This window comes from Streptomyces bauhiniae (assembly GCF_004784475.1).
Lineage (GTDB): Bacteria > Actinomycetota > Actinomycetes > Streptomycetales > Streptomycetaceae > Streptomyces > Streptomyces seoulensis.
Window position 1 is genome coordinate 897,374 of the sequence record NZ_SRRT01000001.1, and the last position, 20,599, is coordinate 917,972.

Annotated in this window: 19 protein-coding genes and 1 pseudogene; 8 read left to right on the forward strand and 12 right to left on the reverse strand. The window is 71.8% G+C overall.

All coding sequences use genetic code 11. The features are described 5' to 3' along the window. Nucleotides 1-9: 9 nt before the first annotated feature. From E5083_RS04245 to glgX, 3 genes are all read right to left on the reverse strand, one after another. On the reverse strand, nt 10-1,875 hold the full coding sequence (locus tag E5083_RS04245) for an ABC transporter ATP-binding protein (RefSeq protein ID WP_135784202.1): 1,866 nt from the start codon (nt 1,873-1,875) through the stop codon (nt 10-12). After that, nucleotides 1,872-3,674: an ABC transporter ATP-binding protein gene (locus E5083_RS04250; RefSeq protein WP_135784203.1), complete on the reverse strand. Its 1,803-nt coding sequence runs from the start codon at nt 3,672-3,674 to the stop codon at nt 1,872-1,874. Before E5083_RS04250 ends, E5083_RS04245 begins: the two co-directional genes overlap by 4 nt. Nucleotides 3,675-3,750: 76 nt before the next feature. Next, nucleotides 3,751-5,997 (reverse strand): glycogen debranching protein GlgX, encoded by a 2,247-nt coding sequence (gene glgX, locus E5083_RS04255; RefSeq protein ID WP_208753954.1) that lies wholly within the window; start codon nt 5,995-5,997, stop codon nt 3,751-3,753. A 238-nt stretch (nt 5,998-6,235) separates the two neighbouring features. Between glgX and E5083_RS04260 the strand changes: the two genes are divergently transcribed. From E5083_RS04260 to E5083_RS04280, 5 genes are all read left to right on the forward strand, one after another. Next, entirely contained in the window at nt 6,236-7,468 is a 1,233-nt protein-coding gene (locus tag E5083_RS04260) for a L,D-transpeptidase (RefSeq protein ID WP_135784204.1), read from the forward strand. Between the two features lie 165 nt (nt 7,469-7,633). Beyond that, the gene (locus E5083_RS04265; protein WP_208753956.1) at nt 7,634-8,863 is read left to right on the forward strand and encodes a L,D-transpeptidase; all 1,230 of its coding nucleotides are present in this window, start codon (nt 7,634-7,636) and stop codon (nt 8,861-8,863) included. 78 nt (nt 8,864-8,941) lie between these two features. Further along, nucleotides 8,942-9,709: an enoyl-CoA hydratase/isomerase family protein gene (locus tag E5083_RS04270; protein ID WP_130332491.1), complete on the forward strand. Its 768-nt coding sequence runs from the start codon at nt 8,942-8,944 to the stop codon at nt 9,707-9,709. Nucleotides 9,710-9,889: 180 nt separating this feature from the next. Continuing rightward, nucleotides 9,890-10,498, forward strand: a complete 609-nt coding sequence (locus E5083_RS04275; RefSeq protein ID WP_208753975.1) for an ATP-binding protein — start codon at nt 9,890-9,892, stop codon at nt 10,496-10,498. Between the two features lie 86 nt (nt 10,499-10,584). Next, entirely contained in the window at nt 10,585-11,193 is a 609-nt protein-coding gene (locus E5083_RS04280) for an ADP-ribosyltransferase (RefSeq protein WP_135784207.1), read from the forward strand. On the opposite strand, the gene E5083_RS04285 is transcribed toward E5083_RS04280, so the two are convergent. Next, complete coding sequence (locus E5083_RS04285) at nt 11,147-11,806, reverse strand: GNAT family N-acetyltransferase (protein ID WP_135784208.1); 660 nt, start codon at nt 11,804-11,806, stop codon at nt 11,147-11,149. The two genes, E5083_RS04280 and E5083_RS04285, sit on opposite strands and share 47 nt — an antisense overlap. A gap of 109 nt (nt 11,807-11,915) precedes the next feature. Between E5083_RS04285 and E5083_RS04290 the strand changes: the two genes are divergently transcribed. Then, complete coding sequence (locus tag E5083_RS04290; RefSeq protein WP_135784209.1) at nt 11,916-12,128, forward strand: EF-hand domain-containing protein; 213 nt, start codon at nt 11,916-11,918, stop codon at nt 12,126-12,128. Between the two features lie 43 nt (nt 12,129-12,171). Here the strand turns inward: E5083_RS04290 and E5083_RS04295 are convergent, their stop codons facing one another. After that, the gene (locus E5083_RS04295) at nt 12,172-12,729 is read right to left on the reverse strand and encodes a GH25 family lysozyme (RefSeq protein WP_135784210.1); all 558 of its coding nucleotides are present in this window, start codon (nt 12,727-12,729) and stop codon (nt 12,172-12,174) included. A gap of 77 nt (nt 12,730-12,806) precedes the next feature. Between E5083_RS04295 and E5083_RS04300 the strand changes: the two genes are divergently transcribed. Then, nucleotides 12,807-13,268 (forward strand): redoxin domain-containing protein, encoded by a 462-nt coding sequence (locus E5083_RS04300; RefSeq protein WP_135784211.1) that lies wholly within the window; start codon nt 12,807-12,809, stop codon nt 13,266-13,268. Here E5083_RS04300 and E5083_RS04305 read toward each other — a convergent pair. Beyond that, entirely contained in the window at nt 13,255-14,109 is an 855-nt protein-coding gene (locus E5083_RS04305) for a PP2C family protein-serine/threonine phosphatase (RefSeq protein WP_135784212.1), read from the reverse strand. The genes E5083_RS04300 and E5083_RS04305 overlap by 14 nt on opposite strands. A gap of 214 nt (nt 14,110-14,323) precedes the next feature. Between E5083_RS04305 and E5083_RS04310 the strand changes: the two genes are divergently transcribed. Then, entirely contained in the window at nt 14,324-15,343 is a 1,020-nt protein-coding gene (locus E5083_RS04310) for an LLM class flavin-dependent oxidoreductase (RefSeq protein ID WP_135784213.1), read from the forward strand. A 13-nt stretch (nt 15,344-15,356) separates the two neighbouring features. Here E5083_RS04310 and E5083_RS31630 read toward each other — a convergent pair. From E5083_RS31630 to gcvT, 6 genes and pseudogenes are all read right to left on the reverse strand, one after another. Then, nucleotides 15,357-15,518: pseudogene (locus tag E5083_RS31630) on the reverse strand (alcohol dehydrogenase catalytic domain-containing protein); the annotation flags it as partial. A 22-nt stretch (nt 15,519-15,540) separates the two neighbouring features. Then, nucleotides 15,541-16,164, reverse strand: a complete 624-nt coding sequence (locus E5083_RS04320) for a flavin reductase family protein (RefSeq protein WP_135784214.1) — start codon at nt 16,162-16,164, stop codon at nt 15,541-15,543. A gap of 27 nt (nt 16,165-16,191) precedes the next feature. Next, entirely contained in the window at nt 16,192-17,559 is a 1,368-nt protein-coding gene (locus tag E5083_RS04325) for an L-serine ammonia-lyase (protein WP_135784215.1), read from the reverse strand. Nucleotides 17,560-17,663: 104 nt separating this feature from the next. Next, nucleotides 17,664-18,932: a serine hydroxymethyltransferase gene (gene glyA / locus E5083_RS04330; protein WP_135784216.1), complete on the reverse strand. Its 1,269-nt coding sequence runs from the start codon at nt 18,930-18,932 to the stop codon at nt 17,664-17,666. Nucleotides 18,933-18,947: 15 nt separating this feature from the next. Then, a complete protein-coding gene (gcvH, locus tag E5083_RS04335; RefSeq protein WP_135784217.1) occupies nt 18,948-19,325 on the reverse strand; it encodes a glycine cleavage system protein GcvH in 378 nt (125 codons plus the stop codon). A 120-nt stretch (nt 19,326-19,445) separates the two neighbouring features. Beyond that, nucleotides 19,446-20,573 (reverse strand): glycine cleavage system aminomethyltransferase GcvT, encoded by a 1,128-nt coding sequence (gene gcvT / locus E5083_RS04340; protein WP_135784218.1) that lies wholly within the window; start codon nt 20,571-20,573, stop codon nt 19,446-19,448. Nucleotides 20,574-20,599 lie beyond the last annotated feature (26 nt).

The window sequence follows — 20,599 nt, forward strand, 5'->3', positions numbered from 1 at the left end:
CACCGGCCGTCACTGAGCCAGACTGGTCCGCCACGCCTTGTGCAGCTCGGAGAACCTACCGGAACCGGCGATCAGTTGGTCCGGGCGGCCGTCCTCGACGATCCGGCCGTGCTCCATCACCAGTACCCGGTCGGCGATCTCCACCGTGGACAGCCGGTGCGCGATCACCACCGCGGTACGGCCGCGCAGCACGGTCGTCATCGCCCGCTGCACCGCCCGCTCACCGGGCACGTCCAGCGAGCTGGTCGCCTCGTCCAGGATCAGCACCGCCGGGTCCGCGAGCAACGCCCGCGCGAAGGCGACCAGTTGGCGCTGGCCCGCCGAGATACGGCCGCCGCGCTTGCGTACGTCGGTGTCGTAGCCGTCGGGCAGGGCGCTGATGAACTCGTGCGCGCCGATGGCCTTCGCCGCGTGCTCGATCTCCTCCCGCGTGGCCTCGGGGCGGCCGATGGCGATGTTGTCCGCGACCGTGCCGGAGAACAGGAACGCCTCCTGGGTCACCATCACCACCCCGCGCCGCAGTTCGGGCAGCGCCAGCTCGCGCAGGTCGACCCCGTCGAGCAGGACGGCGCCCTCGGTCGGGTCGTAGAACCGGGCCAGCAGCTTGGCCAGCGTCGACTTGCCCGCGCCGGTGGAGCCGACCACGGCGACCGTCTGCCCGGCCGGCAGCGTCAGGTCGAAGTGGGGCAGCACCTCGCCGCCGGTGCGGTAGGCGAACCGCACCCCGTCGAAGACGACCTCGCGGCCGGGGAAGTCGGTCTTCAGCGGCGGGAGTTCACGGGACTCGGCGGGCTCCGGCACGGACGGTACCTGGGCCAGCAGCCCGGCGATCTTCCCCAGCGAGGCGGCCGCCGACTGATAGGAGTTGAGGAACATCCCCAGCCGGTCGATCGGGTCGTACAGCCGCCGCAGGTAGAGCACCGCCGCCGCCAGCACACCGAGCGCCAGGGTGTCGGAGGCCACCCGGTAGGCGCCCCACAGCACGATCCCGGCCACCGCCGTGTTGGCGACCAGCCGGGAGCCGACCACGTACTGCGCCATCTCCAGCAGCGAGTCCCCGTTGCTGCGCTCGTGGTGCCGGTTCAGGGTGGCGAACTCGGCGTCGTTGGCGGCCTCGCGGCGGAACGCGCGCACCGGGCGGATGCCGTTCATCGTCTCCACGAACTTCACGATCAGCGCCGCGATCGCCGTGGAGCGGGCGGCGAACACCTGGTGCGCACGCCGCTGATAGCGCCGCACCAGCAGGTACAGCGGCACGAACGAGGCGACCGCGACCGCGCCGAGGCCCAGGTCGAGCCAGAGCAGCAGGGCGGAGATGTACACGAAGGACAGCACCACCGTGACCAGCTCCTGCAGCCCCTCGTCGAGGAGTTCGCGCAGCGCCTCCACGTCCGTGGTGGAGCGGGAGATCAGCCGGCCGGAGGTGTAGCGCTCGTGGAAGTCCACGCTGAGCGCCTGCGCGTGCCGGAAGATCCGGCCGCGCAGGTCCAGCAGCACGTCCTGGTTGACCCACGCGGACGCGCGGATGAAGGCGTACTGCAGTCCGCCGGAGGCCAGCGCGCACAGCGCGTACCCCGCCGCCACCGCGAGCAGCGGCCCGTGGTCGTGCCGGCGCACGGCCGGTACGGCGGTGTCGATGGCGTACGCCACCAGCAGCGGGCCGGTCTGCGCCGCCGCCTGCTGGAGCAGCAGCAGGAGCACGGTGAGCGCGACACGGGCCCGGCGCGGGGCGAGCAGCGAGCGCAGCAGGGCGGCGGTGGCGCCGGGCGGGGTGGGCAGGACGTCCCGGTCGAAGGGGTCGCTCGAGGCCGGTGGGAGATGCGGTTCGGGCAGGTCGTCGTCCGTGGTGGGGGCAGCGGACGTCGTGGTGGTCATCGGGAGTCCTCGGGTTCCTCGGGAGCCTCGCGCGGGCCGCCGGACATCAGGTGGGCGTACTCGGCGTTGGTGCGCAGCAGTTCGTGATGGGTGCCCACGGCGGTGATCCGGCCGTCGGATAGCAGGGCGACCCGGTCGGCCAGCAGCACGGTGGAGGGACGGTGGGCCACGATCAGCGCGGTGGTGTCGGCCAGCACCCGGCGCAGCGCCGCCTCCACGGCCGCCTCGGTGTGCACGTCGAGCGCGGACAGCGGGTCGTCCAGCACCAGGAACTCCGGCCGCCCGGCCACCGCGCGGGCCAGCGCGAGCCGCTGCCGCTGGCCGCCGGAGAGGCTGAGCCCCTGTTCGCCGACGCGGGTGTCCGGGCCCTCGGGCAGGGCGTGCGCGAAGTCCGCGTGCGCCACGGCGAGCGCCCGGTCCAGCTCCTCGGCGCCCGCGTCCTCACCGGCGCCCATGAGGACGTTCTCCGCCACGCTGGTGGAGAACAGGGTGGGCTCCTCGAAGGCGACGGCGACCCGGGCGCGCAGTTCCTCGCGGGGGAGGGCGGTGATGTCGACGCCGTTGAGGGTGATGCGGCCCGAGGTGGCGTCGTGCAGGCGGGGGACCAGCGAGGTCAGGGTGGTCTTGCCGCTGCCGGTCGCGCCGACCAGCGCCATCGACTCGCCGGGGCGGATGTGCAGGTCGACCCCGTCCAGCACCGGGCGGGCGCCGGGGGCCGCGTCGGCGTGGCGGAAACCCACGCCCTCGAAGCGGAGGCCGCGCTCGCCGGGCTCGGGGGTGGTCGCGTCCTTGGTGTCGGCATGGCCCTCCGGATGCTCGTCCAGCACCTCGAAGTACCGTTCCGTGGCCGTCGCCGCCTCCTGGCACATCGCCAGCAGGAAGCCGATGGACTCCACCGGCCAGCGCAGCGCCAGCGCGGTGCTGAGGAACGCGACCAGCGTGCCCGCTGACAGCGAGCCGTCCGCCACCCGCAGCACGCCCAGCACCAGCGCGGCCCCGATCGCCACCTCCGGCAGCGCCACGATGACCGCCCAGATGACCGCCAGCAGCCGCGCCTTGCCGACCTCGGTGTCCCGCAGCATCAGCGCCGTACGGCGGAACGCGCGGGCCTGGCTGCGGTGTTGGCCGAAGCCCTTGACGACCCGGATGCCGAGCACGCTCTCCTCGACCAGCGTGGTCAGATCGCCGACCTGGTCCTGCGCCCGCCGGGCCGCGTGCGCGTACCGCTGCTCCACGACCACGCAGACCCACAGCAGCGGCACGGCGGGCCCGAGCACCACCAGGCCGAGCACCCAGTCCTGCACCAGCATGATCCCGAGCCCCACGACGATCGTCACGCCGTTGACCAGCAGGAACGTCAGCGGGAAGGCGAGGAACATCCGCACCAGCATCAGATCGCCGGTGCCCCTGGAGAGCAACTGGCCCGAGGGCCAGCGGTCGTGGAAGGCCACCGGGAGCCGCTGGAGCCGCCGGTAGAGGTCGGCGCGCATGCCCGCCTCCACGCCCGCCAGCGGACGGGCCACCAGCCAGCGCCTTATGCCGAACAGCAGCGCCTCCGCCACCCCGATCAGCAGCAGGTACAGCGCGCCCAGCCACACCCCGGCGGGGTCGCGCGCGGCCACCGGGCCGTCGACCATCCACTTCAGGACGAGCGGGATCACCAGACCGAGACAGGAGGCGACGACCGCGACGGCGGCGGCCGTGAACCAGCGTGCGCGCACCGGGCGTACGTAGGGCCACAGCCGGAGCAGGGTACGGGCGGCGGAGCGGCGCCGGGCGGGGGGAGAGTTGGTGGACACCGGGGTCAGCGTACGGACCGGCCCCCGTCCCGCCCACCGAGTTTTCCGGCCCCTGTGCACCCCCCTCCGCACCCTTTCAGAGGACCCGCAGCAGCAGCACCGTCCGCGCCGGCACGGTGATGTCGGTGTCCGCGTCGAGGACCGTGCCCGGCGCCCGGAGCTGGTCCTCGCCCGAGGTGTCCACCACCACCTCGTACCCCGTCGCCCAGGGTGCCCCCGGAAGGGTGAAGGCGGTCGGCTCGTGCCCGGCGTGCAGCACGGCGAGGAAGCTGTCGTCCACCACCGCCGCGCCCCGCTCGTCCCGCCCCGGAATGTCCCGGCCGGACAGATACATGCCCAGCGTGGCGGCGGGCGCGTACCAGTCGCCCTCGGTCATCTCCGCGCCCCGCGCGGTGAACCAGGCCAGGTCCCTCAGGCCGTCCGCCGAGTGCGCGCGGCCGGAGAAGAAGGCGCGGCGGCGCAGCACCGGATGCTGGTGGCGCAGCGCGATCAGCCGGCAGGTCAGGTCGAACAGGGGCCGCCAGTCCGGGTCGTCCAGCAGCGACCAGTCGAGCCAGCTCAGTTCGCCGTCCTGGCAGTAGGCGTTGTTGTTGCCGCCCTGGGTGCGGCCCAGCTCGTCGCCGGCGACCAGCATCGGCACGCCGGTGGACAGCAGCAGGGTGGTCAGCAGGTTGCGCAACTGCCGTCTGCGCAGGGCGCGTACACCCTCGTCGGCCGTCTCGCCCTCGGCGCCGCAGTTCCAGGAGCGGTTGTCGTCGGTGCCGTCCCGGTTGTCCTCGCCGTTCGCCTCGTTGTGCTTGCCGTGGTACGAGACCAGGTCGCGCAGGGTGAACCCGTCGTGCGCGGTGACGAAGTTGACCGAGGCGTACGGGCGGCGGCCGCCCCAGGCGTACAGGTCGCTGGAGCCGGACAGCCGGTAGCCCATCTCGCGCACGTCCGGCAGCGCGTGCCGCCAGAAGTCGCGCACCGTGTCGCGATAGCGGTCGTTCCACTCCGTCCACAACGGCGGGAAGGCGCCCACCTGGTAGCCGCCCGAGCCGATGTCCCACGGCTCGGCGATCAGCTTCACCCTGCGCAGCACCGGGTCCTGGGCGATGACGGCCAGAAAGGGCGACAGCATGTCGACGTCGTGCATCGAGCGGGCCAGCGCCGCCGCCAGGTCGAAGCGGAAGCCGTCCACGCCCATCTCGGTCACCCAGTACCGCAGCGAGTCCGTGATCAGCCGGAGCACCTGGGGCTGCACCACGTGCAGGGTGTTGCCGCAGCCGGTGTAGTCGGCGTACCGGCGGGCGTCGGGCTGGAGGCGGTAGTAGCCCCGGTTGTCGATGCCCTTCAGGGAGAGCGTGGGGCCGAGTTCGCCCGCCTCGGCCGTGTGGTTGTAGACCACGTCGAGGATCACCTCGATCCCGGCCGCGTGCAGCGCGCGCACCATCCGCTTGAACTCGCCGACCTGCTCACCGGTGGTGCCGGAGGCCGCGTAGGCCGCGTGCGGGGCGAAGTAGCCGATGGAGTTGTAGCCCCAGTAGTTCTTCAGGCCCCGGCGCAGCAGATGGTCCTCGTGCGCGAACTGGTGGACGGGGAGCAGCTCCACGGCCGTCACGCCCAGCTTCACCAGGTGCTCGATCGCCGCCGGGTGCGCGAGACCGGCGTAGGTGCCGCGCAGCTCCTCGGGGATGCCGGGGTGGAGCTTGGTGAAGCCCTTGACGTGCAGCTCGTAGATGACGGAGTCCGCCCACGGCGTCTTGGGGCGGCGGTCGTCGGACCAGTCGTCGTCGTCATGCACCACCACGCCCTTGGGCACGAAGGGCGCCGAGTCCCGCTCGTCCCGCACGGTGTCCGCGTAAGCCTGCTCCGGCCAGTCCCGGACATGCCCGTACACCTCCGGCGGCAGCGCGAACTCCCCGTCCACCGCGCGGGCGTACGGGTCCAGCAGCAGCTTCGCCGGGTTCCAGCGGGCGCCGGTCCACGGGTCCCAGCGGCCCTCCACCCGGTAGCCGTAGCGCCGGCCGGGCAGCACTCCGGGCACGAAGCCGTGCCAGATCTCGTGCGTCAGCTCGGTGAGCCGGACCTGGGTCTCCCGGCCCCGCTCGTCGAACAGGCACAGCCGCACCGCCTCAGCGCCGCCCGCCCACAGCGCGAAGTTGGTGCCCGCCACCCCGTCCGGGCCCATGCGGAACCGGGCCCCCAGCGGGGTCGGCGTCCCCGGCCACGCGGGCGGCGCGGCGCGCCGGGCACCGCGCACCGGGGACGCCGACCCCGCTGAGGTCCCGCTCTGGGCGGCCGGTTCCCCGGCCCGTGCCCGCTGCTCGGCTGCGCTCGTCACCAGTCGGCCCCTCTTTCAGTGGCTCGGCCTTCCGGGGCACGACCGCCCGCGCCGAACGGCCGACCGCACCCGCGGGCCCGCCAGGGCCCCGGGCACGCTCGGCCGGCCGGTACGGCAGCGCCCCGACGGCTCCGGCGCGGGCGCGGCGGCTCCCCTTCGCGTCGTCCTTCCCTCTGTTCTGCCCATCCGCGGGGTCGCACTCACGTTTCCCCGGAGCGTGCCGCGTCGTTGTGTCGGCGTGAGGCACCTACAAGGACGCGCGCGGCGCGCGCTGGCCGCACTGGCCACGGCACTTTCATGGGCGGTACTGCTGGCCGGGGCCGCCGGCTGCACCGCGGACGGCTCAGGACCCCTGGGCATCGGCGGCCCGCCGAACAGACCCCGGACCGTCGAGGACGCCATCCGGGTGACCCCGGACGACGGCGGCAAGGGCGTGCGCCCCGGCGAGCGGCTGCGGGTGAAGGTGCCCGACGGGCGGCTGGAGAAGGTCACGGTGACCCGCTCCCAGGACGCCCAGGACACCACCGTCGCCGGGCACATCGCGGGGGACGGCCGCTCCTGGAAACCGGACGACGACAAGCTGGCCCTCGCCGCCCGCTACACCGTGGACGCGGTCGCCGTGGACGGCGACGGCCGCCGCTCGGCCCGGCACACCACCTTCACCACCTACGTCCCCGACCAGCGGTTCATCGGCTACGTCACCCCGGAGAACCGCTCCACGGTCGGCACCGGAATGATCGTCTCCCTCGCCTTCAACCGGGACATCACCGACCGGGCGGCCGTGGAGAAGGCCGTACGCGTCACCGCGAAGCCGGCCGTCGACATCCGCGCCCACTGGTTCGGCAAGAACCGGCTGGACTTCCGCCCCGAGCGCTACTGGAAGCCCGGCACCGAGGTCACCGTCGACCTCGCCCTGCGCGACGTGGAGGGGGCGCCCGGCGTCTACGGGCTGCAGCGCAAGACCATCGCCTTCACCGTCGGCCGCAGCCAGGTCTCCCTGGTCGACGCGGCCGCGCACACCATGGAGGTGCGCCGGGACGGGGAACTCCTGGCCACCGTGCCGATCACCGCGGGCGCCCCCAAGACGCCCACGTACAACGGCAAGATGGTGGTGATGGACATGCTGGAGGTGACCCGCATGAACAGCCAGACGGTCGGCTTCGGCGGGGAGTACGACATCCCGGACGTGCCGCACGCCATGAAGCTCACCGACTCCGGCACCTTCCTGCACGGCAACTACTGGTCGCCCGAGTCGCCGGGCGAGGTCAACGTCAGCCACGGATGCGTGGGGCTGCGGGACGTCAAGGGTGGCGGCGCGGACACCCCGGCGGGCTGGTTCTTCGACCGCAGCCTGGTCGGGGACGTCATCGAGGTCGTGCACAGCAAGGACAAGACGGTCTCCCCGGACAACGGCCTCAGCGGGTGGAACATGGCATGGAAGCAGTGGAAGGCGGGCAGCGTGCTCCGGTGACCCGGTGAGCTGCGAAGTTCCGGGTCTCGGTGACTGGTTGAAGTTGCGACTGAACGGTGACATTCGACGGACACCGAGCCCGGAACCCGGCGGCTAGCATTCCCGGATGAGCGCGGGGCGCGCCGGGGTGTGGACCTGTGACCAGGTCCGGGAGGGGAGAACGACTTGAACGTGCGGCCGATATCGGGGGCTTCGGCAGGAACTCGGCACAGGGGTCGTAAGGGGCTGGCGCTCATGGCGGGGGCGCTCGTACTGTCGCTGGCCGCCTGCGGCGGCGGCGAGACCACGGGGAGCGGGTCGGACAACGCCAAGAGCAAGGACAGTCAGGACAAGCAGTCCTCGGCCGCCGTCACCATCGCGCCGAAGTCGGGCGCCACGTCCGTGGACACCAGCGGCGCGCTGAAGGTCAAGGTCGCCGGGGGCCGGCTGACCAGCGTGGTCGTCAAGGACAGCAAGGGCACCGAGGTCGACGGCAAGCTCGCCGCGGGCGGCGCCGCCTGGACGCCGGCCAAGCACCTGGCCGCCGCCACCAAGTACACGGTGCACGCGGTCGCCGAGGACTCGCGGGGCCGCAAGGCCGCCGAGGACTCCAGCTTCACCACGCTGACGCCCAAGAACACCTTCATGGGCACCTTCACCCCGGAGGACGGCTCCACCGTCGGCGTCGGCATGCCGTTCTCGCTGCGCTTCACCCGCGGCATCACCGACCCGGCCGCCGTGGAGAAGGCCATCCGGATCAAGACCGAGCCCGCGGTGGACGTCGAGGGCCACTGGTTCGGCAACGACCGCCTGGACTTCCGCCCGGAGAGCTACTGGAAGCCCGGCACCAAGGTCACCGTCGACCTCGACCTGGACGGCGTCGAGGGCCGCGACGGGGTGTACGGCAAGCAGCGCAAGACGGTGAAGTTCACCATCGGCCGCAGCCAGATCTCCTACGTCGACGCCAAGAAGCACACCATGAAGGTCGTGCGGGACGGCAAGACCCTCAAGACCCTCCCGGTCACCACCGGCAAGCCCGGTTACGAGACCTGGAACGGCAAGATGGTCATGACCGAGAAGCTCGCCGTGACCCGGATGAACGGCGAGACGGTCGGCTACGGCGGTGAGTACGACATCAAGGACGTGCCGCACGCCATCCGCCTCACCGACTCCGGCACCTTCATCCACGGCAACTACTGGGGCGGCGGCGCCTTCGGCAACTACAACGCCAGCCACGGCTGCGTGGGCCTGCGCGATGTGCGCGGCGGCTACGACGGCGGTGTCCCGGCGGCCTGGTTCTTCAACAAGTCCATGGTCGGTGACGTGGTGATCGTGAAGAACTCGCACGACCGCACGGTCGCCCCGGACAACGGCCTCAACGGCTGGAACATGAGCTGGGCGGACTGGAAGAAGTAACCATTCCGCGAGGCGGGCCCGGTGCTGTGAGGAACGGCACCGGGCCCGTCGGCGTTAGTGGCCGTTAACCTGCTGCGCATGACCGTGAATCTCGAAGTCGCCGAAGGCGTCGGCACGCTGCGCCTGGACCGGCCGCCGATGAACGCGCTGGACGTCGCCACCCAGGACCGGCTGAAGGAACTCGCCGAGGAGGCCACGCGCCGCGAGGACGTGCGCGCCGTGGTGATCCACGGCGGGGAGAAGGTGTTCGCGGCGGGCGCGGACATCAAGGAGATGCAGGCGATGGACCACACCGCGATGGTCCTGCGCGCCCGCGCCCTCCAGGACGCCTTCACCGCCGTCGCCCGCATCCCCAAGCCCGTCGTCGCCGCCGTCACCGGGTACGCGCTCGGCGGGGGCTGTGAGCTGGCGCTGTGCGCGGACTACCGGATCGCCGGGGAGAACGCCAAGCTGGGCCAGCCCGAGATCCTGCTCGGCCTGATCCCGGGCGCGGGCGGCACCCAGCGGCTGCCCCGGCTGATCGGCCCCTCCAAGGCGAAGGACCTCATCTTCACCGGCCGCATGGTCAAGGCCGACGAGGCCCTCGCCCTCGGCCTGGTGGACCGGGTCGTCCCGGCCGGCGAGGTGTACGAGCAGGCGCACGCCTGGGCCGCCCGGCTCGCCCAGGGCCCGGCGCTGGCGCTGCGCGCCGCGAAGGAGGCGGTCGACGCCGGTCTGGAGACCGACATCGACACCGGGCTCACGGTGGAGCGGAACTGGTTCGCGGGGCTGTTCGCCACCGAGGACCGCGAGCGGGGGATGCGCAGCTTCGTGGAGGAGGGGCCGGGGAAGGCCAAGTTCCTCTGAAAGACGGCAAGTCGGCCCCCTGTGGCCCTTGCAATTGACGCGTCGTCTGATTCGGCTCTCCCGGCGGGCCGGTTTATGGCAGCCTTAACCGCACCTTAAGCCTGCCTCGCCGAGGGAGCCGCACGATTGCCCGGAACCGAGCCGTCGCCGCAGGTCGACCGGGCCACCGCCGACCCCGACCTGCCGCTGGCATATGCCGAGAGACTGGAGCAAACCAGGGGCGCACGGGGGGCGTATTCCTCCGGATCGGCCCCGGAGGCCCCCGGTGACGGCCATCATGGGTCCATGGCGGGGCTGGATGGCATCGATCAGCCACGGGGACACAGCCGTGCTGCCGCGGCGCGTTGGTCGCCCGCGGTCGAGGACGAACAAGGGCTCAGAGCGCTCGAGTTGTTCGGCAACCCCGCGGAGGCGGAGGTTCCGCTCCCGTCGCGCCCCGAGTCCGCCGCCACCGCGCGCAGACTCGCCCAGATCGTCATCCTCCGGCACTGGGGACTGACCCCCAAGCTGACCGAGGACGCGGTCTTACTCGTCTCCGAACTCGTGGGCAACGCCGTACGGCACACCGGGGCCCGCGTGTTCGGCTTACGGCTGCGCCGCCGGCGCGGCTGGGTCCGCGTGGAGGTGCGCGACCCCTCGCGGGGGCTGCCCTGTCTGATGCCGGTGCAGGAGACGGACATCAGCGGGCGGGGGCTGTTCCTCGTCGACAAGCTCGCGGACCGCTGGGGCGTCGACCTGCTGCCGCGCGGCAAGACCACCTGGTTCGAGATGCGGGTCTCCGACCGCTAGGAATACCTGACTTGAGGCTGGCGGACACGCCCCCGATGGGGTGATGATCCACCGTTCGTCCCGGCCGGACCGCCATCGTGCGGGGCATGATCACAACTCGTCTGCGGCGCAGCGTCACCGCTGCCGCCCTCTCCCTCGGCGCCGTCCTCGCCACCACGGCCGCCACCCCCGCCGCCGCTCCGGCGGAGCTCAAGTCCCGCGCCGCCGCGCCCTCCTGTCCGCAGTTCCAGGACAAGGTGCACGCCGCCGCCGACCGCCGGGTGGACGTCGACCGGATCACCCCGGACCCGGTGTGGCGCACCGGCTGCGGCACCCTCTACCGCAGCGACAGCCGCGGCCCGGCCGTCGTCTTCGAGGAGGGTTTCCTGCCCAAGGACACGGTGAACGGGCAGTACGACGTGGAGAGTTACGTCCTCGTCAACCAGCCCTCGCCGTACGTCTCCACGACCTACGACCACGACTTGTACAAGACCTGGTACAAGTCGGGCTACAACTACTACATCGACGCCCCCGGCGGGGTGGACGTCAACAAGACCATCGGCGACACCCACAAGTGGGCCGACCAGGTCGAGGTCGCCTTCCCCGGCGGCATCCAGCGCCAGTACGTCATCGGCGTCTGCCCGGTCGACAAGACCACCAAGACCGAGATCATGAGCAACTGCCAGAGCAACCCGTACTACCGCCCCTGGCACTGAGCAGCACCTCCGCCCCGACGGGCCGGTACCCGGCCGCCAGGAACGCCCGCGCACTCCGGGCGTTCCCCGGCGAGACCTGAGCCCACACCGGCCTGTCGGCCAACTGCCGGGCGGTGACGGCCAGTCCGCGCCCCAACCCGGCGCCTCCGCCGTCCACCTCCAGCGCCACTTCCAGCCGCCCGCCCACCCCGCGCCCGACGACCAACAGCCCGCCGTCGGCCACCCACACGCGCACCGCGTCCCGCCTCCGACGCGCGCGGACCGCACGGGGGTGCCCGGTGTCCGCGACCTCCCGCAGCGGCAGCGTGGGCGGGCCCGGCAGGGGAGTGCCGACCCAGAGCGCGTCGACCGTCTCCGCCGTGCGGCCGGTGCGGTCCATCAGGGCGGTGAGGAAGCGGGGGTGCATGGGGGCGGCGAGCGGATCGCAGTCCACGGCGGCCAGGGTGGCGCGTACCCAGGCGGGGTCCTCGTCGGTGAGGACGAGGGTGTGCGCGGTGAACGCCAGTACGCCGGCGTCCCGTTGGCAGGGCTGGGGGAGGACGGTCACCGTGCCGTCCGGGGGGAGGAAGCGGTCGTGGGCCACCGCGTCGAGCAGTTCCGGCAACGTCTCCATCGTGCTCGCCTCTCGGTCCGGGGCAGCCGCCGGTCGGGTGGAGCGTTAATCTGACCAGCGGCAGTACGCCGACACGGTATGAGAAGTACGAGCACAGAGGGGCGGATCGGTGGCGGACATCGAGGAAGCACGCAAGCAGTTCCAGCGGATCGACGCGGACGGCGACGGGTTCATCACCGCGGCCGAGTTCAAGTCCGCGCTCGCCCAGCAGGGCGACTTCAACGTCACCGAGACGGTCGCCGAGGTCGTCATCAAGACCCGTGACATCGACGGCGACAAGGTGCTGACGTTCGACGAGTTCTGGGCCTACCTGAACAAGTGACGTACCCGGCAGGGGTGTCCGCGCCGTGCGGACACCCCTGCCGTCACCTCCCGGTCGCCCACGCCTTGAGCGCGGCCTTGCTGGAGAAGTCCGCCACGTTCTTGTCGTACGGCTCCGAGGTGTACTGGTGGAACTTCCAGTCCGCCTTGATCCGGGGCTTGCCGGCGCTCACGTAGTCGGCGATCCACAGCCCGTCGCCCGCGTACGACGTGGTGTCGATGTTCAGCCAGTAGTCCCGGTTGGTGTACAGCACCACCCGGTTGTCCGGCCGCCGACTGCGCAGCGTGCGGATGAAGCTGTCCTTCTCCGCGTTGCTCGCGTGCGTGCCGTCACCGGTCACCTCCCAGTCGACGGCCAGGATGTCGCCCGGCCGGTCGGGAGCGTGGCTGAGGAAGTACTCGGCCTGGGCGGTGAGGTTGCCCGGCCACAGGAAGTGGTAGAAGCCCGTGACCAGACCCGCGTCCCGCGCCGTCTTCGTCTGGGCCGCGAGTCTCGAGTTGACGTACGAACGGCCCTCCGTCGCCTTGATGAAGGCGAACTGGAGTCCGTCGGTCTCGTACGACGAGGACTGATACGCGCTGACGTCGATGCCATGGAGCATGAAGGTCTTGTGCCCCCCACGCCGCCGCTCGGAACATCCCGCTCCGCGCGTCTTACCGACCCGATGGAGGAACCTTCATGCAGCGCACCGTGACGACGTCCGAGGGCCAGGTCACCGTGCCGTCCCCCGAACACGAGTGGACCGTACTGTTTTTCATCACCGAGCCCGGCATCGGGGAACGCGTGCCCGAACTCGGCGGCTGCACCACGGGGTTGTGCTCCGCGCGGGACGCGGCGGCGAGGTTCGCCCGCGCCAAGGCCCGCGTGTTCGGCGTCAGCGCGCACGCCCCCGGTCACCTGGCGGAGTTCGCCGCCGGCCGCGAACTCGGCTACCCCCTGATCGGGGACGAGGACCTCTCCCTGGGCCGCGAGCTGGGCGTGCCCGAGGTGCGGGCCGAGGGGCGCGTGCTGTTCGAGCGGGCCGGGGTGGTCCTGGACCGCACCGGTGCCGTGCGGTCGTTGATCCACCCCATCCCCGATCCCGGCCGGCACGCGGAGGTGGTGCTGGCCGAGCTGGACCGGCTCGCTAGCGCGACCTGAGTACGTACGCCGCGAGGCCGGCGGCCAGGGCGGCGGCGGCGAGCGCGTACACCGTGCGCTTGTCGCGGTGCGGGGCCTGGAGGGGCGTGCGGGAGACGACCGGGGGCGCGGGGGCTTCGCCCTGGACGACGTCGGCCACCACGACGGAGATGTTGTCCCTGCCACCCGCGCCGAGCGCCAGCTCCACCAGCCGGTCGGCGGCCTCCTCCCGGCCGGACAGGCCGAGCGCGGCGGCGAGTTCGGCCTCGGGGACCAGGTCGGAGAGGCCGTCGGAGCAGAGCAGGAAGCGGTCGCCGGGCAGCGTCTCCAGGCGGAACAGGGCCGGGCTGAGCGACTCCCCGCCGACCAGCGCCTTCGTCACCATGGCCCGCTGCGGATGCGCGAGCGCCTCGGCGGGGGTGATCCGGCCGTCGTCCAGCAGGGTCTGCACCAGCGAGTCGTCACGGGTCAGCAGCACCAGCTCACCGGCGCGCATCAGATACGTACGCGAGTCCCCGACGTTGGCCACCACGAACTGGTCGCTGTCGGCCTCCATCAGCACCGCCGTGAGCGTGGTCCCCATCCCCTCCAGCTCGGGCGAGGTCCGCACCGCGTCCGCGATGGCCCGGTTCCCGGCGAGTATCGCCCCGCGCAGCGCCTCCATGGGCTCCGCCCGCGTCCGCTCCGGACCCAGCTCGGCCATGTGCGAGATCACCACGGAGCTGGCCACCTCGCCCGCGGCGTGCCCGCCCATCCCGTCCGCCACCACCAGCAGATGCGGTGCCGCGTACACCGAGTCCTCATTGACTTCCCGGACCAGCCCTTTGTCACTGCGGACCGTGAACCGAAGGCTCAGAGACATGCTTTCTCCTGGCAGGCGAACCCGTCCCGGCGGGGCCCTCGCCACCGCTGCGGGACGGAAAAACAGGGGGAGTTGGAACTACAGACACCATGCCCGGCCACACCGCACCGGACGCCTGTGAGTTTCCCCGGCCCTCCGGCTCTGATTGCGGGCCGCTCCCGCTTGTGAAACGTTCGCCGGTAGGCACTCCGTTCCCGACGATTGTGGCGCCGACATGACTACTGAGCGCGTTCCGCTGTCGATCCTCGACCTCGTCCCCGTGGCGTCGGGCACCGATACGCCCACCGCGCTCAACCAGTCCGTCGAGCTGGTGCGGCTCGCGGACGCGCTCGGCTACCACCGGTACTGGTACGCCGAGCACCACAACGTCGTCACCTTCGCCTCCTCCGCGACCTCCCTGCTCATCGGCCGCGCCGCCGAACACAGCGAACGCATCCGGCTCGGCTCGGGCGGCGTGATGCTGCCCAACCACAGCCCGCTGATGGTCGCGGAGTACTACGGCACCCTCGCCGAGATGTACGGCGACCGCATCGACCTCGGCCTCGGCCGCGCACCCGGCACCGATCCGACGACGGCCGCCGCGCTGCGCCGGGGCGGCGCGGCCACCGACACGTTCGTCCAGGACGTCGTCGACCTGCACCGCTACCTCAGCTCCCGCGACGGCGAGGGGCCCGAGGTGCGGGCGGTGCCTGGCCAGGGCACCGAGGTCCCGCTGTGGATGCTGGGCTCCAGCCTCGACGGCGCGGCCGTCGCCGCCTACCTCGGGCTGCCGTACGCCTTCGCCTCGCACTTCGCCCCGCAGATGCGGCGCGAGGCGCTGGAGCTGTACCGCTCGCGCTTCTCGACGGAGGCCCCCACCGCCGAGATCCCGGAGCCGTACGCCATGGTCGGCGTCAACGTCCTCGTCGCCCCCACCGACGAGGAGGCGCACTACCTGTTCACCACCGCCCAGCAGATGGCCGCCGGCATCTACTCCGGCCGGCGCGGCCCGCTGCGGCCCCCGGTCAGGGACCTGGGGACCGTGATCGGCCCCGAGGTCGCCCGGTTCGTGGACGACTTCCAGCAGGTGCGCGCGGTGGGCTCCCCGGAGACGGTCGTCACCGAGCTGGAGGCGCTGGTCGCGGACCTGTCGGCCGACGAACTCATCATCACGACCTACACCCACGACCCCGCACACCGCGCCCGCTCATTCTCGCTGCTGGCCGAGGCGTGGGGGCTGGACGGCGCCGGCTGAGCCGCCACGACCGCACGGGCAGCAACTGGCCGGCCGGTACGGCGACCTTCGCGGCGTATCCGCCGCCGGTGAGCAGCGCGCACACCTCGTCGCCGACCGACCGGCCGGAGACCTGGGGTCCGAGCGCGGAGACCGTGCCGGAGCAGTCCAGGCCGAGGTAGGTGGAGGCGCCGGGAGAACCGCCTTGAAGCAGGGGCTCAGCTCCGCTCGCCCTGCTGCCAGTCGCGCCAGCGGATGCGGGGCTTCTCCAGCACCTCGCCGAGCGTGCCCCACTCGTCGCGGCCCAGCCGGGAGAGCGGGCGCAGCCGCTCGATGTCCGGGAGACCGTCCTTCGCGAGCGCCTCTTCGCTGACCACCGCGTGGACCACCCGGCCGAACACCACCGTGGAGTCGCCCAGCGTCAGCAGGCTGTGCAGCTCGCACTCCAGCGCCGCCGGGGAGGCCGCGACCCGAGGAGGCTTGACCCGCAGCGAGGGCTCGGGCTCCAGCCCAACCGCCCCGAACTCACTGACGTCGGACGGGAAGTCGGTCCCGGTGTCGTTGATCTCCCTGAACAGTCCCTCGGGCGCCAGGTTCACCACGAACTCCCCGGTCTCCTCCACGTTCCGCAACGAGTCCTTACGGGTCACCGACGTGAACTGCACGATCGGCGGCTGCACGCAGGACACCGAGAAGAACGAGTGCGGAGCGAGGTTCGGCCGGTCGGGGTGATCCCTCGGCACCGTGGACACCCATGCGATCGGCCGCGGCACCACCACCGAGGTGAGAAGCCGGTAGAACGCGTGCGGGGCCATGGCCGAGGGATCGAAATCGGTACGCATGATCCCCAGTATTCAGCGGCCCGGCTTCTAGCACTCGATGATGTTCACCGCGAGCCCGCCCCGCGCCGTCTCCTTGTACTTCACGGACATGTCCGCGCCCGTCTCCTTCATGGTCTTGATGACCTTGTCGAGGGAGACCTTGTGGGAGCCGTCGCCGCGCATGGCCATCTTGGCGGCGGTGACGGCCTTCACCGAGGCCATGCCGTTGCGCTCGATGCAGGGGATCTGGACCAGGCCGCCGACGGGGTCGCAGGTCAGGCCCAGGTTGTGCTCCATGCCGATCTCGGCCGCGTTCTCCACCTGCTCCGGGGAGCCGCCCAGCACCTCGGCGAGCGCGCCCGCCGCCATGGAGCAGGCGGAGCCCACCTCGCCCTGGCAGCCGACCTCGGCGCCGGAGATGGAGGCGTTCTCCTTGAAGAGCATGCCGATCGCGCCGGCCGCCAGCAGGAAGCGGACCACGCCCTCCTCGTCCGCGCCGGGCACGAAGTCCATGTAGTAGTGCAGCACCGCCGGGATGATGCCGGCCGCGCCGTTGGTGGGCGCGGTGACCACGCGGCCGCCCGCCGCGTTCTCCTCGTTCACCGCCATCGCGTAGAGGGTGATCCACTCCATGGCGTGCGCGAGCGCGTTGCCCTCGGCGCGGAGCTGGCGGGCGGACATGGCGGCGCGGCGGCGGACCTTCAGGCCGCCCGGCAGGATGCCCTCGCGGGACATGCCGCGGGCCACGCACTCGCGCATCACCCGCCAGATCTCCAGCAGACCGGCGCGGATCTCGTCCTCGGTGCGCCAGGCCCGCTCGTTCTCCAGCATCAGCGCGGAGATGGACAGACCGGTCTCCTTGGTGAGCCGGAGCAGCTCGTCCCCGGTACGGAAGGGGTACTTCAGCACCGTGTCGTCCAGCTTGATCCGGTCCGCGCCGACCGCCTCCTCGTCCACGACGAAGCCGCCGCCGACCGAGTAGTACGTCTTGGTCAGCAGCTCCGCGCCCGAGGCGTCGTACGCCCAGAGCGTCATGCCGTTGGCGTGGTAGGGCAGGGTCTCGCGGCGGTGCAGGACCAGGTCGTCGTCGTACGAGAAGGCGATCTCGTGCTCGCCGAGCAGGCTGATCCTGCCCGCCTTCCGGATCGCCTCGACGCGGGCGTCGGCGCCCTCCACGTCCACCGTGCGCGGGGACGCGCCCTCCAGGCCCAGCAGCACCGCTTTCGGGGTGCCGTGGCCGTGGCCGGTGGCGCCGAGCGAGCCGTACAGCTCGCAGCGGACGGCGGCTACGGGGTCCAGCACGCCCTCGTTGCGCAGCCGGCGGGCGAACATGCGCGCTGCGCGCATCGGGCCGACCGTGTGGGAGCTGGACGGGCCGATGCCGATCGAGAACAGGTCGAAGACCGAGACGGCCACGGTGACTCCTCCATACGAACAGGTACAAAAGGTAATGCGGGCACAGCACGGGTGCCCCGCCCACCGGCGAGGGGGCGGGGCACCCGGATGACAACTACGGGGTACTACTCGCCCAGCGCCGGATACAGCGGGTGCTTGTCCGCCAGCACCCGCACGCGAGCGGCGAGCGCAGAAGCGTCGTAGGACGGCTTCAGCGTCTCCGCGATCACGTCCGCGACCTCGGCGAAGTCCTCGGCGGTGAAGCCGCGGGTGGCGAGGGCGGGCGTGCCGATCCTCAGGCCCGAGGTGACCATCGGCGGGCGCGGGTCGTTCGGAACCGCGTTGCGGTTGACCGTGATGCCGACCTCGTGGAGCCGGTCCTCGGCCTGCTGCCCGTCCAGCTCCGACGCACGCAGGTCCACCAGGATCAGGTGCACGTCCGTGCCGCCGGAGAGCACGTTCACCCCGGCCTCGCGGGCGTCCGGCGCGGTCAGCCGCTCGGCCAGGATGCGGGCACCGTCCACCGTACGACGCTGGCGCTCCGCGAACTCCTCCGAGGCCGCGACCTTGAAGGAGACCGCCTTGGCGGCGATCACGTGCTCCAGCGGGCCGCCCTGGAAACCGGGAAAGACCGAGGAGTTCAGCTTCTTGGCGAAGTCCTTCTTCGCCAGGATGATGCCGCCGCGCGGGCCGCCGAGCGTCTTGTGCGTGGTGGAGGTCACCACGTCCGCGTGCTCGACCGGGTTCGGGTGCAGCCCCGCCGCGACCAGACCGGCGAAGTGCGCCATGTCCACCCACAGGTGGGCGCCGGCCTCGTCCGCGATCCGCCGGAACTCCGCGAAGTCGAGCTGCCGGGGGTACGCCGACCAGCCCGCGATGATCACCTTCGGGCGGTGCTCCTTGGCGAGGCGCTCGACCTCGGCCATGTCGACCAGGCCGGTCTCGCCGTCCACGTGGTACGCGACCACGTTGAACTGCTTGCCGGAGAAGTTCAGCCGCATCCCGTGGGTGAGGTGGCCGCCGTGCGCCAGGTCGAGCCCGAGGATGGTGTCACCGGGCTGGGCCAGCGCGAACAGCGCCGCCTGGTTCGCGGAGGCGCCGGAGTGCGGCTGGACGTTGGCGTACTCGGCGCCGAACAGCTCCTTCACCCGGTCGATGGCGATCTGCTCGGCCACGTCGACGTGCTCGCAGCCGCCGTAGTAGCGGCGGCCCGGATAGCCCTCGGCGTACTTGTTGGTCAGGACCGACCCCTGCGCCTCCATCACCGCGAGCGGTGCGAAGTTCTCGGAGGCGATCATCTCCAGGGTCGACTGCTGGCGGCGCAGCTCGGCGTCGACCGCGGCGGCGATCTCCGGGTCCAGCTCGTGCAGGGGCGTGTTCAGGACGTCAGTCATACGGCTTCCGGCTCCTCAGCCTGCGATGTAGGCGGTGTACTCGTCGGCGGTCAGCAGGTCGGCGGGCTGCTCGGCGACGCGCACCTTGAACAGCCAGCCGCCCTCGAAGGGCGCGGAGTTCACCAGCGACGGGTCGTCCACGACGTCCTGGTTGATCTCGGTGATCTCACCGGAGACGGGGGAGTACAGCTCGGAGACCGACTTGGTGGACTCCAGCTCGCCGCAGGACTCGCCCGCGGTGACCTCGGCGCCGACCTCGGGAAGCTGCACGAAGACCACATCGCCGAGCGCGTTGGCCGCGTGCTCGGTGATGCCGACCGTCGACGCACCGCCCTCGGCGGCCGACAGCCACTCGTGCTCCTTGCTGTAGCTCAACTGCTGCGGGTTGCTCATGACCTGAATTCTCCTGTACGCGAGGACGTGCTCGTCGGGGGAAAAGGGCTCGAACCGCTGAAGAGCGGGTGAAATGTGCGCAGGGTCACGCCGGCGACCGGCCGGACCCGGTGCCAGTGTCTACTTGGCGCGCTTGTAGAAGGGCAGCGCCACGACCTCGTACGGCTCGTGGCTGCCCCGGATGTCCACGCCCACACCGGTGCTGCCGGGGGCGGCGTGCGCGGCGTCGACGTAGGCGATGGCCAGCGGCTTGCCGAGGGTGGGGGAGGGGGCTCCGGAGGTGACCTCGCCGATCACCTTGCCGTCCGCGACGACGGCGTACCCGGCGCGCGGCACCCGGCGGCCCTCGGCGATCAGGCCGACCAGGACGCGCGGGGGCTGGGCCTCGGCGCGCTCGGCGGCCTTCGTGAGCGCCTCGCGGCCGACGAAGTCGCCCTCCTTGCCGAACTTCACCACGCGGCCGAGACCGGCGTCGAAGGGGGTCAGCTCGGTGGTCAGCTCGTGCCCGTACAGCGGCATGCCCGCCTCCAGGCGCAGGGTGTCCCGGCAGGACAGGCCGCACGGCACCAGACCGGCGGCGGAGCCGGCCTCCAGCAGCGCCTCCCAGAGCTGCGGCGCGTGCTCGGGCTTCACGAACAGCTCGAAGCCGTCCTCGCCGGTGTAGCCGGTACGGGCGATCAGCGCGGGCACACCCGCGACGGTGCCGGGCAGGCCGGCGTAGTACTTCAGGCCGTCGAGGTCGGCGTCGGTGACCGACTTGAGGATGCCGGGGGACTCCGGGCCCTGGACGGCGAGCAGCGCGTAGGCGTCGCGGTCGTCGCGGACCTCGGCGTCGAAGCCGGCCGCGCGCTCGGTCAGCGCGTCCAGCACGACCTGGGCGTTGGAGGCGTTGGCCACGACCATGTACTCGTGCTCGGCGAGCCGGTAGACGATCAGGTCGTCCAGGATGCCGCCGTCGGCGCGGCAGATCATGGTGTAGCGGGCGCGGCCCACGCCGACCGAGGCGAGGTCGCCGACCAGGGCGTGGTTCAGCAGCGCGGCGGCCTCGGGGCCGGTCACCGTGATCTCACCCATGTGCGAGAGGTCGAACAGCCCGGCCCGGGTGCGCACCGCCTGGTGCTCGTCGCGCTCGGAGCCGTAGCGCAGGGGCATGTCCCAGCCGGCGAAGTCGGTCATGGTCGCGCCGAGCGAGCGGTGCACGGCGTCGAGCGCGGTATGGCGCGGGGCGTGGGGGTCTGTGCTACTCATCGGTCGTCTCCCAGGGGCAACGGGGA